The sequence below is a fragment of the Streptomyces sp. V3I8 genome (assembly GCF_030817535.1).
Lineage (GTDB): Bacteria > Actinomycetota > Actinomycetes > Streptomycetales > Streptomycetaceae > Streptomyces.
This window is the reverse complement of the sequence record NZ_JAUSZL010000002.1, coordinates 2,549,019-2,562,522: the sequence shown is the minus strand read 5'-3', so window position 1 is coordinate 2,562,522 and position 13,504 is coordinate 2,549,019. Positions and strand designations below refer to the sequence as shown.

General features: G+C 70.8%; 11 protein-coding genes and 1 pseudogene. 7 read left to right on the top strand and 5 right to left on the bottom strand.

All coding sequences use genetic code 11. The features are described from left to right. Positions 1-36 precede the first annotated feature (36 nt). From QFZ75_RS11145 to QFZ75_RS11140, 3 genes and pseudogenes are all read right to left on the bottom strand, one after another. Entirely contained in the window at positions 37-3,501 is a 3,465-nt protein-coding gene (locus QFZ75_RS11145) for an AAA family ATPase (RefSeq protein WP_373466035.1), read from the bottom strand. 303 nt (positions 3,502-3,804) lie between these two features. Continuing rightward, a pseudogene (locus tag QFZ75_RS41120) lies at positions 3,805-3,933 on the bottom strand (SCO5717 family growth-regulating ATPase); the annotation flags it as partial. Between the two features lie 325 nt (positions 3,934-4,258). Beyond that, positions 4,259-4,555, bottom strand: a complete 297-nt coding sequence (locus QFZ75_RS11140) for a DUF397 domain-containing protein (protein ID WP_307536068.1) — start codon at positions 4,553-4,555, stop codon at positions 4,259-4,261. 274 nt (positions 4,556-4,829) lie between these two features. Between QFZ75_RS11140 and rpsO the strand changes: the two genes are divergently transcribed. From rpsO to QFZ75_RS11115, 5 genes are all read left to right on the top strand, one after another. Beyond that, a complete protein-coding gene (gene rpsO, locus QFZ75_RS11135; RefSeq protein ID WP_020128575.1) occupies positions 4,830-5,117 on the top strand; it encodes a 30S ribosomal protein S15 in 288 nt (95 codons plus the stop codon). A 351-nt stretch (positions 5,118-5,468) separates the two neighbouring features. Then, positions 5,469-7,688: a polyribonucleotide nucleotidyltransferase gene (locus QFZ75_RS11130; RefSeq protein WP_307536065.1), complete on the top strand. Its 2,220-nt coding sequence runs from the start codon at positions 5,469-5,471 to the stop codon at positions 7,686-7,688. Further along, the gene (locus tag QFZ75_RS11125; protein WP_307536062.1) at positions 7,685-9,064 is read left to right on the top strand and encodes a pitrilysin family protein; all 1,380 of its coding nucleotides are present in this window, start codon (positions 7,685-7,687) and stop codon (positions 9,062-9,064) included. The genes QFZ75_RS11130 and QFZ75_RS11125 overlap by 4 nt, the downstream gene beginning before the upstream one ends. 57 nt (positions 9,065-9,121) lie before the next feature. Next, positions 9,122-9,874: a 4-hydroxy-tetrahydrodipicolinate reductase gene (gene dapB, locus QFZ75_RS11120; protein WP_307536060.1), complete on the top strand. Its 753-nt coding sequence runs from the start codon at positions 9,122-9,124 to the stop codon at positions 9,872-9,874. A 5-nt stretch (positions 9,875-9,879) separates the two neighbouring features. Then, positions 9,880-10,332, top strand: a complete 453-nt coding sequence (locus QFZ75_RS11115; protein WP_307536058.1) for a hypothetical protein — start codon at positions 9,880-9,882, stop codon at positions 10,330-10,332. Between the two features lie 64 nt (positions 10,333-10,396). On the opposite strand, the gene QFZ75_RS11110 is transcribed toward QFZ75_RS11115, so the two are convergent. Together QFZ75_RS11110 and QFZ75_RS11105 are read right to left on the bottom strand one after the other, a co-directional pair. Then, positions 10,397-10,957 (bottom strand): hypothetical protein, encoded by a 561-nt coding sequence (locus QFZ75_RS11110; protein WP_307536056.1) that lies wholly within the window; start codon positions 10,955-10,957, stop codon positions 10,397-10,399. A 147-nt stretch (positions 10,958-11,104) separates the two neighbouring features. Continuing rightward, positions 11,105-11,344 (bottom strand): hypothetical protein, encoded by a 240-nt coding sequence (locus QFZ75_RS11105; protein ID WP_307536055.1) that lies wholly within the window; start codon positions 11,342-11,344, stop codon positions 11,105-11,107. 191 nt (positions 11,345-11,535) lie between these two features. Between QFZ75_RS11105 and thyX the strand changes: the two genes are divergently transcribed. Together thyX and dapA are read left to right on the top strand one after the other, a co-directional pair. Next, the gene (gene thyX, locus QFZ75_RS11100; protein WP_307536054.1) at positions 11,536-12,288 is read left to right on the top strand and encodes an FAD-dependent thymidylate synthase; all 753 of its coding nucleotides are present in this window, start codon (positions 11,536-11,538) and stop codon (positions 12,286-12,288) included. Between the two features lie 220 nt (positions 12,289-12,508). After that, a complete protein-coding gene (gene dapA / locus QFZ75_RS11095; protein WP_307536052.1) occupies positions 12,509-13,408 on the top strand; it encodes a 4-hydroxy-tetrahydrodipicolinate synthase in 900 nt (299 codons plus the stop codon). The last annotated feature ends 96 nt before the right edge of the window (positions 13,409-13,504 follow it).

Genomic DNA, 13,504 nt, shown 5'->3' with positions numbered 1-13,504 from the left:
CGGGGATTCGGCCGTACGGGTCACCTGAGCGGTCGGTTACTGCTGGGGCGGCGGAGGCGGCGGGGCCTGGTGGGGAGCCTGCCCCTGGGAGTCCCGGGAGTCCTGGCCGCCCTGCTCCTGCTGCGGGGGCTGGAAGGGGGCACCCGGCTGGAACTGCTGCCCCGGCGCGGGCGCGGCCGGAGGCTGCTGGAAGGGCGCGCCGGGCTGGGGCTGCCCCACGGGCCGGGCCTGCCAGCTCTGCGGAGGGGGATAGTCCGGCTCACCGGGCTGCTGGTGCTGCTGGTGAGGCGGCTGCGGGTAACCGCCGGGCTGTTGCTGGGGCGGCGCTCCGTGGGGCGGCGCTCCGTGCTGGGGCGGCACTCCGTGCGGCGGGTACGGCTGGCCGGGGTGCGGCTGCTGGGGCTGCTGGTACGGCTGCCCCGGCTGCGCGGGCCGGCCCTGCTGGGGGAACTGCCCGGGCTGGGGCTGACCCGGAACCGGCTGACCCGGAACCGGCTGGCCCGGCTGCCCCGGGTACGGCTGGCCCGGGTACTGCTGGCCGGGCATCGGCGGGGCGGCGACCGGCGGCGGGTTGCCGTCCGACGTCCACAGGCCCTGCGACTGCTGGTGGCGCGCGATGTCCTCCGCGACCAGCGCCGACAGGTTGAAGTACGCCTCGCGCACCTTCGGCCGCATCATGTCGAGGTTGACCTCGGCACCGGCCGCCAGATGTTCGTCGAACGGGACGGTGATCACGCCGCGGCAGCGCGTCTCGAAGTGGCTGACGATGTCGTCCACCTTGATCATCTTGCCGGTCTCGCGTACCCCGGAGATGACGGTGAGGGACCGCGACACCAGATCCGCGTACCCGTGCGCCGAGAGCCAGTCCAGCGTCGTACTGGCGCTGCTGGCACCGTCGACGGACGGCGTCGAGATGATGATGAGCTGGTCGGCGAGGTCGAGCACGCCGCGCATGGCGCTGTACAGCAGGCCCGTACCGGAGTCCGTGAGGATGATCGGGTACTGCCTGCCGAGCACGTCGATCGCGCGCCGGTAGTCCTCGTCGTTGAACGTCGTCGACACGGCCGGGTCGACGTCGTTGGCGATGATCTCGAGCCCCGAGGGCGCCTGCGAGGTGAACCGCCGGATGTCCATGTACGAGTTGAGGTACGGGATCGCCTGCACGAGGTCGCGGATGGTGGCCCCGGTCTCGCGGCGCACCCGGCGGCCGAGCGTACCGGCGTCCGGGTTGGCGTCGATGGCGAGGATCTTGTCCTGCCGCTCGGTGGCGAGCGTCGCGCCGAGGGCGGTGGTCGTGGTCGTCTTGCCCACGCCGCCCTTGAGGCTGATGACGGCGATCCGGTAGCACGACAGCACCGGCGTGCGGATCAGGTCGAGCTTGCGCTGCCGCTCGGCCTCCTCCTTCTTCCCGCCGAGCTTGAACCGGGAGGCGCCGGCGGCGGGCCGGCCGCTCTTCGCCTTCTGCTTCTTGTTGTTGAGCAGCCGGTCCGACGACAGCTCCACGGCCGCCGTGTAACCGAGCGGCGCTCCCGGGTTGGTGCGCTGCCGCTGGTCGTGCTGCACGGGCTGCGGCCAGGCGGTACCGGTACGCGGATCGACGGGAGCCTGCTGTTCGGGCTGCGACTGCGGCTGCCCCTGCTGAGGTGCCTGGGGCGCCTGGGGTGCCTGGCCCTGTGCCTGCGGCAGGGGTACGCCGGTCCCGCCTGCCTCGGCGTGCGGAGGCGACTGCGGTACGGGCTGCTGCGCCGACGGTTGCTGGTAGGGCTGCCCCTGCTGGGGGAACGGCTGCGGGGCGTGCGGCTGCTGGGCCGGAGCCTGCGGAGCCGCCTGGGCCTGCGGGACAGCGGGCTGCGGCGCGGCTGCCTGCGGTGTCTGGGGTGCGTGGGGTGCCTGTGCGGCCGGCGGCTGCGGGAATCCGTAACCCCCGGGCTGCGCCGGCGGGTTGGGCGTACCCGGCTGCGGGAAGCCGTAACCGGGCTGCGGCGCCGAGGCGTCGGACGTGTCGGGAGCGGGGCTTCCCGGCGCCGGGAAGCCGTAAGCCGCCTGCGGGCCGGCCGCGGGCACGGGAGCGGCCGGGGCGGGCCGCGCCGGCTGCTGGAGGCCGTAACCGTCCTGCGGTGCCGGGGCGGCAGGGGGCTGCGCGGCGGCAGGCCCGGGCTGCGGGAACCCGTAACCGGCCTGAGGACCCGGACCCGGACCCGGCTCAGGCACCGGACCCGGACCCGGACCCGGCACCGGACCCGGGGCCTGAGCCGCAGGTGCGGTCGTGAACCCGGGCTGCTGCGGGTGCGGAGGCGGTTGCTGGACGCCGGGAACCGCCGGCGCCGCGGGAGCCGCACCGGGAACGCTGCCCTGCGTACCCGGAGTCGTGTTCGGGCCCGTCCCCGGAGCGTTGAACTGCGGGAACCCGTAACCGCCCGGCTGGCCGGCGGGCGCCGCAGCGGCAGGCTTACCGGGCACGTCAGGCGCGCCGGGACCGGCGGGCCAGGCCGCCGGGGACGGCTGCGGCGCCTGCGGCTGGAACGGCTGCCCCTGCGGCGGCACGGACGGCTGCGCCGGTGCCTCCGCCGGTACCTGCGGCCGGCCGCCCTCACTCTCCGTCGACGCGGGCCACTGCCCGGCCGGAGTGGGCGCGGCGGGCTGGTACGACGGCGGCAGCGGCGGCAGTCCGCCCTGCGGCAGCGGCGGCGGGGTCCACGCGGGAGGCGTCTCCCGCACGGCGCCGGCCACGTCCGCGGCGGGCTCCGGCACGGTGTCCCGGGGCGCGGCCTCGTCCGTCGGCGGCGCGTCCCGCGGCGCGGGGTCCGTCACGGGCCCGGTATCGCCGTGATCACCGGAGTTCTGGGCGGTGGCGTCAACCGATCGCGGCTCGTCGTCGTCCGCGAACGTCTGCGCGACTGCGGCCTCGTCCTTCCGCTCGCCGTCTTCCCGCTCCCCGTCTTCCCGCTCCGCGTCCTTCCGCTCCTCGTCCTCACCCTTGTTCACATCGGGCGCGACGGACAGCACGGGCACGCTCCCGGGGGACGTCTCTTCGGCCCCGCCCGCTTCCTCGGCTCCGTCGTCCACCTGGTCGTCGTCCTCGGACCGGCTCCCGAACGCGACCTGGACGACCTCCGCGTCGGCGCTCTCGGTGACGTCGTCGGCCACTTCGTCCGGACCGACCGGCTCGGGCTCGGGCTCCGGCTCGGGCTCCGGCCCACGCTCGGGCACCTGCCCGCCCTCGGCCTGGGACTCGGCCGCGGCCCGCTCGGCGACCTCCCGCTTCACGGCGCCGGGGGAGATCCGCAGGGTGGCGCCGCTCTCGATGTCCCCGCTGTCGCTCTCGGCGCCGTCAGGAGCCTGCGCGGGCTGGGAAGCGGCAGTCGGAGGAACCGACGGAACCGACGGAACCGACGGAACCGACGGGACCGGAGGCGTCGGCGGAGACCACAGCTGCTGTCCCTGCGCCTGCCCCTGCCCCTGCCCCTGCGCCTGCGCCTGGAAGTTCGGCAGGTTCGGCACGCCGGCGGGCCCTCCCGTACCGCCGCCCGGCGCCTCGGGAGCGCCACCCTGCGGCTCGTACCCACTGCCCACAGGCAGCTTCGGAACGCCCACCGGCCCCCCGACGGGAGTGACCGGAGCCGCGGTCGGCGGAGTGAAGGGAGCCCCGGGAGCGAACGACGGCGCGACCGGAGTCCGCGGGGCTTGCGCCCCCTCCGTCTCGCCCGTCTCCTCTCCCTCCTCTGCCTCTTCCCCCTCCTCTGTCTCTTCCGTCTCCTGTGTCACGGCCGGGGGAGTGGTGTCCGAACTGCCCGACGCGTTCTGCGTGTACCAGGCAGGAGGGGCGTAGTCGATGGTGAACTCGCCCGTCGTCTCGACGGCGGACTCCGCGTCGGACTGGTCATCGCCGGGTGTGGCCCAGCCCCCGCGGATCCCGTCCCGATCGCTGTTCACAATTCCTCCTGGTGTGGTCGAGCACCCTCATACCGAGCTGGGGCGACCGTTCTCGTCGTCCGGAGCTTTCCGATCCGCCCCGGGTCCCCCTGTGAAGCGGCGGTCCCGTCCACGGGTACTACTGCCGCGCCCACCCCAGCCTAATCACCACAACCACCCCCACGGCAGGCCCGTCCACCCCTCCGCTCCCGCCCACTACGTCACGGGCTGCCCGGAAGTGGCGTACGAACGGCCTTGCACGGAAGGCAAAATGGACAAAGAGCGCTAAAGGAAGAAGGACCGGCGGCATCCGCGCCGCCGGTCCCGCTTCCTTTGTGCCGCCGTGCTACTCGGCCGCGGCCCCGCCGTTCCGCGGCGTCGGTTCCAGGTCGAACTCCCCGTCACGCGCACCGAGCACGAAGGCCCGCCACTCCGCCTCCGTGTACCGCAGGACCGTGTCCGGATCGAGGGACGACCGCATGGCCACCGCGCCGCCGGGCAGGTACGCGATCTCCACGCGTTCCTCGTGCTCCTCGGTACCCGGCGCGCTCTGCCATTCGACCCCCGAGATGTCGAGCGCGTAGAGCTCGTCCTTCTCCCGCTCCTTGCGCGCCCTGACGTCCTTGTCCTCTGCCTCGGCCATGGCGAAGCGACCCCTTCCAGACGAACGAACCCGATCTGTCGCGTCACCCTACTGGGACCGGCCCCGGCCTCCAGGGCCTCCCGCGGACCCCGGTCGGCGGGGCCCCCACCCCCTGGTACGCTGTGTTACGGCCGTATGTGTACGCACCCCCGGACCACCCTCACGGGCTCTGGAGGACGCGCTCAGCGGATCCCCGCCTCCCGAGTTACGGAAGCTCCCCTGAGAAGTGGACCAGGGGCACTCGGTGGCCATCAGAAGACTACGAGGAGTACGCGTGCCGCTCGACGCCGCTACGAAGAAGCAGCTCATCACGGAGTTCGGTCAGAAGGAGGGCGACACCGGCTCTCCCGAGGTCCAGGTCGCGATGCTCTCGCGCCGTATCTCGGACCTGACCGAGCACCTCAAGACCCACAAGCACGACCACCACTCCCGTCGTGGTCTGCTGATCCTGGTCGGTCAGCGCCGCCGCCTCCTGCAGTACCTGGCGAAGAAGGACATCCAGCGCTTCCGTGCGCTGGTCGACCGCCTGGGCATCCGCCGCGGTGCGGCGGGCGCCAAGTAAGACATCGTGGAGGGAGCGGTTCCCACTTCCAGGGGGCCGCTCCCTTTGCTGTACGTGCGGAGTGTCACCACCCCTTTGTAATGTGGTGGTACGACGCAGGACACGCAGTACGCAGGACACGGTGTGGCACCGCGACAGCGCACGGCGATGCGCGGCCGCCACACCGCACGACACGAGGGGAAACGCACCTCGCCGCCGCCGGTCCTCGGTAGTGGCCCCCGGGCGAATGGGAACCCGGGAGCTTCGATCGAAGACCGGCCCGCACGAGTAGGCGCGCTTCTCCGCAGAAGAGTCCCGCTGCCACACGGGCAGACCGGGACGAAAAGACGAAAAGTATCGGAGAAAACACTAGTGGAGAACGAGACCCACTACGCCGAGGCCGTTATCGACAACGGATCCTTCGGCACCCGCACCATCCGCTTCGAGACGGGCCGCCTGGCCAAGCAGGCCGCCGGCTCCGCCGTCGCGTACCTGGACGACGACACCATGGTGCTGTCGGCCACCACCGCTTCCAAGAAGCCCAAGGACCAGCTCGACTTCTTCCCCCTCACGGTGGACGTCGAGGAGCGGATGTACGCCGCCGGCAAGATCCCCGGCAGCTTCTTCCGCCGTGAGGGCCGGCCCTCCGAGGACGCGATCCTCACCTGCCGCCTGATCGACCGCCCGCTGCGCCCCTCCTTCAGGAAGGGCCTGCGCAACGAGATCCAGGTCGTCGCCACGATCATGGCGCTCAACCCCGACCACCTGTACGACGTCGTGGCGATCAACGCCGCGTCCGCGTCGACGCAGCTGGCCGGCCTGCCCTTCTCCGGCCCGATCGGCGGCGTCCGCGTCGCGCTGATCAACGGCCAGTGGGTCGCGTTCCCGACGCACACCGAGCTCGAGGACGCCGTCTTCGACATGGTCGTCGCCGGTCGCGTCCTGGAGGACGGCGACGTCGCGATCATGATGGTCGAGGCCGAGGCCACCGACAAGACGATCACGCTGATCGCGGGCGGCGCCGAGGCGCCCACCGAGGAGGTCGTCGCCGCCGGTCTGGACGCCGCGAAGCCCTTCATCAAGGTGCTCTGCAGGGCCCAGTCCGACCTCGCCGCGAAGGCCGCCAAGCCGACCGGCGAGTTCCCGGTCTTCCTCGACCACCAGGACGACGTCCTGGAGGCCCTGACGGCCGCGGTGAAGAGCGAGCTCTCCCAGGCGCTCACCATCGCCGGCAAGCAGGAGCGCGAGGCCGAGCTGGACCGCGTCAAGGAGATCGCCGCCGAGAAGCTGCTCCCGCAGTTCGAGGGCCGCGAGAAGGAGATCTCCGCCGCGTACCGCTCGCTGACCAAGGCCCTGGTCCGTGAGCGCGTCATCAAGGACAAGGTCCGCATCGACGGCCGCGGCGTCACGGACATCCGTACGCTCGCCGCCGAGGTCGAGGCCATCCCGCGCGTGCACGGCTCCGCCCTGTTCGAGCGTGGCGAGACCCAGATCCTGGGCGTCACCACCCTCAACATGCTCCGCATGGAGCAGCAGCTGGACACCCTCTCCCCGGTGACCCGCAAGCGCTACATGCACAACTACAACTTCCCGCCGTACTCGGTGAACGAGACCGGCCGCGTCGGCTCCCCCAAGCGCCGCGAGATCGGCCACGGCGCCCTCGCCGAGCGCGCCATCGTGCCGGTCCTGCCGACGCGCGAGGAGTTCCCCTACGCGATCCGTCAGGTGTCCGAGGCCCTCGGCTCCAACGGCTCGACGTCCATGGGCTCGGTCTGCGCCTCCACCATGTCGCTGCTGAACGCCGGTGTGCCGCTGAAGGCCCCCGTCGCCGGTATCGCCATGGGCCTGATCTCCCAGGAGATCAACGGCGAGACGCACTACGTCGCCCTCACCGACATCCTCGGTGCGGAGGACGCCTTCGGCGACATGGACTTCAAGGTCGCCGGCACCAAGGAGTTCGTCACCGCCCTCCAGCTGGACACCAAGCTGGACGGCATCCCGGCCTCCGTCCTGGCCGCGGCCCTCAAGCAGGCCCGTGACGCCCGCCTCCACATCCTCGACGTGATGATGGAAGCGATCGACACGCCGGACGAGATGTCCCCCAACGCCCCGCGGATCATCACGGTCAAGATCCCCGTGGACAAGATCGGTGAGGTCATCGGCCCGAAGGGCAAGATGATCAACCAGATCCAGGAGGACACCGGCGCCGACATCACGATCGAGGACGACGGCACCATCTACATCGGTGCCCAGCAGGGCTCGCAGGCCGAGGCCGCCCGCGCCACGATCAACGCGATCGCCAACCCGACCATGCCGGAGGTCGGAGAGCGCTACCTGGGCACCGTCGTGAAGACGACGACCTTCGGTGCGTTCGTGTCGCTGCTCCCGGGCAAGGACGGACTGCTGCACATCTCGCAGATCCGCAAGCTCGCCGGCGGCAAGCGCGTGGAGAACGTCGAGGACGTCGTGGCCGTGGGCTCCAAGGTCCAGGTCGAGATCGCCGAGATCGACTCCCGCGGCAAGCTCTCCCTCATCCCCGTGATCGAGGGCGAAGAGGGCGACGACGACACGAAGGACGACACCGACAAGTGACGTCGAACAGCTCCACGGCGACGGCCCGCACCTCCTCGGAGGCGCGGGCCGTCGCCCGTACCCAAACCCTGATCAAGGGCGAGAACGGCATCGGCACGGTCCGCAAGACCACCCTCCCCGGGGGCCTGCGCGTCGTCACCGAGACCCTGCCCTCCGTGCGCTCCGCCACCTTCGGCATCTGGGCGCACGTCGGCTCGCGCGACGAGACGCCGGCTCTGAACGGCGCCACGCACTATCTGGAACACCTCCTCTTCAAGGGCACGCAGCGACGCAGCGCCCTGGACATCTCCTCCGCGATCGACGCGGTCGGCGGCGAGATGAACGCGTTCACGGCGAAGGAGTACACGTGCTACTACGCACGCGTGCTCGACACCGACCTGCCGCTCGCCATCGACGTGGTGTGCGACATGCTCACCGGCTCGCTGATCCGCGAGGAGGACGTGAACGTCGAGCGCGGCGCGATCCTCGAAGAGATCGCGATGACGGAGGACGACCCGGGCGACTGCGTGCACGACCTGTTCGCGCACACGATGCTCGGCGACACCCCCCTCGGCCGCCCCGTCCTCGGCACGGTCGACACGGTCAACGCCCTCACCGCGGACCGCATCCGGCGCTTCTACAAGAAGCACTACGACCCGACCCACCTCGTGGTCGCCGCCGCCGGGAACGTCGACCACAACAAGGTCGTACGCCAGGTCCGTGCCGCCTTCGAGAAGGCGGGCGCGCTCAAGCGGCAGGACGCCACCCCGATCGCCCCGCGCGACGGCTCCCGCACCCTGCGCACCGCCGGACGCGTCGAGCTCCTCGGCCGCAAGACCGAGCAGGCCCACGTCGTCCTCGGCATGCCGGGCCTGGCCCGCACCGACGAGCGCCGCTGGGCCCTGGGTGTCCTGAACACCGCCCTGGGCGGCGGCATGTCCTCCCGCCTCTTCCAGGAGGTCCGGGAGAAGCGCGGCCTGGCCTACAGCGTGTACTCGTACACCTCGGGCTTCGCCGACTGCGGCCTCTTCGGCGTGTACGCGGGCTGCCGTCCCAGCCAGGTCCACGACGTGCTGAAGATCTGCCGCGACGAACTCGACCAGGTCGCCGAGCACGGCCTGCCCGACGACGAGATCGACCGCGCCATCGGCCAGCTCCGCGGCTCCACGGTCCTCGGCCTCGAGGACACGGGCGCGCTGATGAACCGTATCGGCAAGAGCGAACTGTGCTGGGGCGAGCAGATGTCCGTCGACGACATGCTGACCCGCATCGCGTCGGTCACCCCGGACGAGGTCCGCGAGGTGGCCCGCGACATCCTGGGACAGCGGCCCTCGCTGGCGGTCATCGGTCCGCTGAAGGACAAGCAGGCCTCCCGGCTGAACGACGCCGTCGCGTAGGCCGGAGCACGTCGGTACAGGTCCTCGACACAGGTCCTCGACCAGGAAAGCAGGAACATGAGCAAGCTGCGCGTGGCGGTCCTCGGCGCCAAGGGGCGTATCGGATCGGAGGCGGTCCGGGCCGTCGAGGCCGCCGCCGACCTCGAACTGGTGGCCGCCCTCGGCCGGGGCGACGCCCTGGAGACCCTGACCGACGCCGGTGCCCAGGTCGTCGTCGAACTCACCACCCCCGCCTCGGTCATGGAGAACCTCGACTTCTGTGTACGGCACGGCATCCACGCCGTGGTCGGCACGACGGGCTGGACCGACGACCGCCTCGCGCAGCTGGACACCGCCCTGGCCGCCTCGCCCCGGACGGGCGTGCTCATCGCCCCGAACTTCTCCATCGGCGCGGTGCTGACCATGAAGTTCGCCGAGACGGCCGCTCCGTACTTCGAGTCGGTCGAGGTCATCGAGCTGCACCACCCGAAGAAGGTGGACGCCCCCAGCGGCACCGCCACCCGCACGGCCCAGCTCATCGCCGCCGCCCGGCAGCGGGCGGACAGCGCCCCGCAGCCCGACGCCACGACAACGGCCCTGGACGGCGCCCGCGGCGCGGACGTCGACGGCGTCCCGGTGCACGCGGTCCGGCTGCGCGGCCTGCTGGCCCACCAGGAGGTACTGCTCGGCGGTGAGGGCGAGACCCTCACGATCCGCCACGACTCGCTCCACCACAGCAGCTTCATGCCGGGCATCCTGCTCGGTGTACGCCGCGTCGTGGACACCCCGGGCCTCACCTTCGGCCTGGAACACTTCCTGGATCTGAAGTAACCGCCATGACCGCGAAACTCACGTACGCCGTCACGGCCGCCGTCCTGGTCGTCTACTTCGTCCTGGTCGGCACCCGCGGGGTGATGCTGATCCAGCACGGCACGCTGCTCACCGTCACCTTCGGTGCCGCCGTCCTCGTCCTGCCGGGGATCGGTGTCTGGTTCCTCTGGAAGAACACGCAGTTCGTCCAGCGGGCCAACCGGCTGGCCGCCGAACTCGACGCCGAGGGCGGGCTGCCCGTCGACCAGCTGAAGCGCACCCCGGCCGGCCGTATCGACCGCGACTCCGCCGACGAGGTGTTCGCCCGCCGCAAGGCCGAGACGGAGGACGCCCCCGACGACTGGCGCAGCTGGTTCCGCCTCGCCGTCGCCTACCACGACGCCCGTGACACCCCACGGGCCCGCAAGGCGATGCAGCACGCGATCGCCCTGCACGACGGCAGGCCCGTACGCGCCTGAGGGACGGTACGACGGAGGGGTCCCGCCACACCGGTGTGGCGGGACCCCTCCGTCGTACCGCGTGTCAGGCGTGCTGCCGGTACTCGTCCGCCCACACCTCGACGCCGTCCGCGGCCCGGTCGAAGGCCTCGGAACGGCCCAGGAAGTCCGTGTTGTGCGTGGTCATCAGGGGCGTCGCCTCCTCACCGGAGTGGCCGTTGCGCTTGAGGACGAGGGCCTGTCCCTGCACGGTGCGCGGCAGCCCGAGCCAGCGCACCGGCTGCTGCACGGTCCGCACGAACATGACGTACTTCCACGGTGTCGTGCTCGTGGTGAGGAACCGCACCCGGCGCAGCCCGGCGGCGCTCACCCACGCGCCCATCCGCAGCAGGCGCAGGGCGCACGCGATGACCAGCACGGCGAGGACCAGCCACACCGCACCCCCCGACGCGTTGCCCGCCGCCGTGATGATGACCGCCGCGAACAGCAGGTACGAAGCCAGCAGCAGCAGGAGCGCGGCCGCGCCCACCCGCCACGGGCCGGGCCGGTAGGGACGCCTCCACCGGTCGCGGTCGTCGAACGGCAGCGCGAGATCCTCGCCCGCCTCGTCGAAAGCGCGATCGGCGGTCAGAAAGGGCAGGGGCACGGCTGATCCTCACTCAATCCACGCATGGGCTGTGCCCGGTGAGGCTACCCAGACGGATCTCCGCCCACCACCCGCGGGGGTCCATGAGGGTGCCGTGCAGGCCATCGGACCCGTGGTGGGTGAGTCGGCGGTCCGGCGGCCCGGTGGTCAGCGGCCCTGCGACACGTCGGACTGCTGCGTGTGCGCGGGCGAGGTGTCGGTCGACAGGGCGGGCCCGCCGACGAGCAGGGCGCCCACCAGGCCCGCGACGACGGTCAGGCCCATCAGCCACCGCCCGACGACCTCCCCGACGGAGGCACGCGGGCGCGGCGGGGGAGCGACATTGCTGCGGAACGTGTCGGCTTCGGCGATGAAGGCGAACGGAACGGGCTCGCGCCGACGGAACATGGGGTGCGCTTCTCCTCGGGGACCCGAATCCTCTGCGGATTCGAACGGAACACTGTCATCTACACAGACGAGCGAATGCCCCGAAGGGTGCCGTGTTTTCCGATATTTGATGCGGCAGGGCTCTGTCCGTCCAGCAAAAGAACCCCCGTAGAGTGGACGCCGCTCCTGAGATGTGATCGGAAGGACCCTCTGTGCCCACAGCCGACGACCCCCAAGCCGCCTCGCACGCTGATGTCACCTTGCGTGGTGATGTCAGCGTCGAGCTGGTGAAGTTCGACGCCTCGGATTCCGACGTCTTGTTCGCTGCCCGCGTCTCGACCGCTGGTGAGCAGTCCCTCGAAGAACTGCACAAGGATCCTGAGCGGTCCAAGGGCCTGATCAACTACCTCATGCGTGACCGGCATGGGAGTCCCTTTGAACACAACTCGATGACCTTCTTGATCAGCGCGCCGATCTTCGTGTTTCGTGAGTTCATGCGGCACAGGGTCGGCTGGTCCTACAACGAGGAGTCGGGCCGTTACCGGGAGCTCCAGCCCGTTTTCTACGTTCCCGACGAGTCGCGCAAACTGATCCAACAGGGTCGCCCTGGAAAGTATGTCTTCACCGAAGGCACTCCGTCCCAGCATGCGACGGTCGGACGAGTCCTGGACGAGTCGTATCAGCAGGCGTACAGCGCCTACCAGAAGCTGCTGGCCGAGGGCGTCGCCCGCGAGGTGGCCCGCGCCGTCCTCCCGGTCGGCCTGTTCTCCTCGATGTACGCGACGTGCAACGCCCGCTCGCTGATGCACTTCCTCGGCCTGCGCACCCAGCACGAACAGGCGAAGGTCCCCTCCTTCCCGCAGCGCGAGATCGAGATGGTCGGCGAGAAGATGGAAGCGGAGTGGGCCCGGCTCATGCCCCTCACGTACGCCGCCTTCAACGCCAACGGGCGCATGGCGCCGTAACGCACCTCGAGCGCCCCGTGCCGGACCGGCGGGCACATCTGTACGGTCGGCCGGGTGAAGTGTCCGTATTGCGGCATTTAGAGAAGTTCATCTAGCCTGATCAAAGGGACCCGGCACTGCTTGAACCCCCGAGCAGGCAGTGCCGGGCTCCATCTTTGTCCTGACTTGTCGCCTCCCCCGAGGGCAGACCACACGGTGAGCAGCGAGTAGCGTGTTACCCATGGCTCCGACCTCCACTCCGCAGACCCCCTTCGGGCGGGTCCTCACTGCCATGGTCACGCCCTTCGCGGCGGACGGCGCACTCGACCTCGACGGCGCGCAGCGGCTCGCCACCCACCTGGTGGACGCAGGCAACGACGGCCTGATCGTCAACGGCACCACGGGCGAGTCCCCGACCACCAGCAACGCGGAGAAAGCGGACCTCGTACGAGCCGTGGTGGAGGCCGTCGGCGACCGCGCCCACGTCGTGGCCGGCGTCGGCACGAACGACACGCGCCACAGCATCGAACTGGCCCGCGGGGCCGAGAAGGCCGGCGCGCACGGCCTGCTCACCGTGACGCCGTACTACAACAAGCCTCCGCAGGAGGGCCTGTACCAGCACTTCACGACGATCGCCGACGCCACCGACCTGCCGGTCATGCTCTACGACATCCCCGGCCGCAGCGGTGTCCCGATCAACACCGAAACACTGGTACGTCTCGCCGAGCACCCGCGGATCGTCGCCAACAAGGACGCCAAGGGCGACCTCGGCCGGGCCAGCTGGGCCATCGCCAGCTCCGACCTCGCCTGGTACTCGGGCGACGACATGCTGAACCTGCCGCTCCTGTCCGTGGGCGCGGTCGGCTTCGTCTCCGTGGTCGGCCACGTGGTCACCCCGGAACTCCGCACCATGATCGACGCGTACCTGGGCGGCGACGTCCAGAAGGCCACCGAGATCCACCAGAAGCTGCTCCCCGTCTTCACCGGCATGTTCCGCACCCAGGGCGTCATGACCACCAAGGCCGCGCTCGCCCTGCAGGGCCTGCCCGCCGGGCCGCTGCGCCTGCCCATGGTCGGCCTGTCGCCCGAGGAGACCGCGCAGCTCAAGATCGATCTTGCCGCCGGCGGGGTACAGCTCTAGACACAGACTTCACAACTGAATACGTACGACCCAGCAGGCCACGAGAGCCTGCTGCACCAGACAACTGCTACTGCACGAACGTCATGCGCGCCACGT

Bases quoted from the DNA above. Each gene is read 5' to 3' on its own strand.
- QFZ75_RS11140 (WP_307536068.1), bottom strand. From the start codon at position 4,555: ATGGCCGAGGCAGAGGACAAGGACGTCAGGGCGCGCAAGGAGCGGGAG.
- dapB (WP_307536060.1), top strand. From the start codon at position 9,122: ATGAGCAAGCTGCGCGTGGCGGTCCTCGGCGCCAAGGGGCGTATCGGA.
- QFZ75_RS11115 (WP_307536058.1), top strand. From the start codon at position 9,880: ATGACCGCGAAACTCACGTACGCCGTCACGGCCGCCGTCCTGGTCGTC.
- QFZ75_RS11105 (WP_307536055.1), bottom strand. From the start codon at position 11,344: ATGTTCCGTCGGCGCGAGCCCGTTCCGTTCGCCTTCATCGCCGAAGCC.
- dapA (WP_307536052.1), top strand. From the start codon at position 12,509: ATGGCTCCGACCTCCACTCCGCAGACCCCCTTCGGGCGGGTCCTCACT.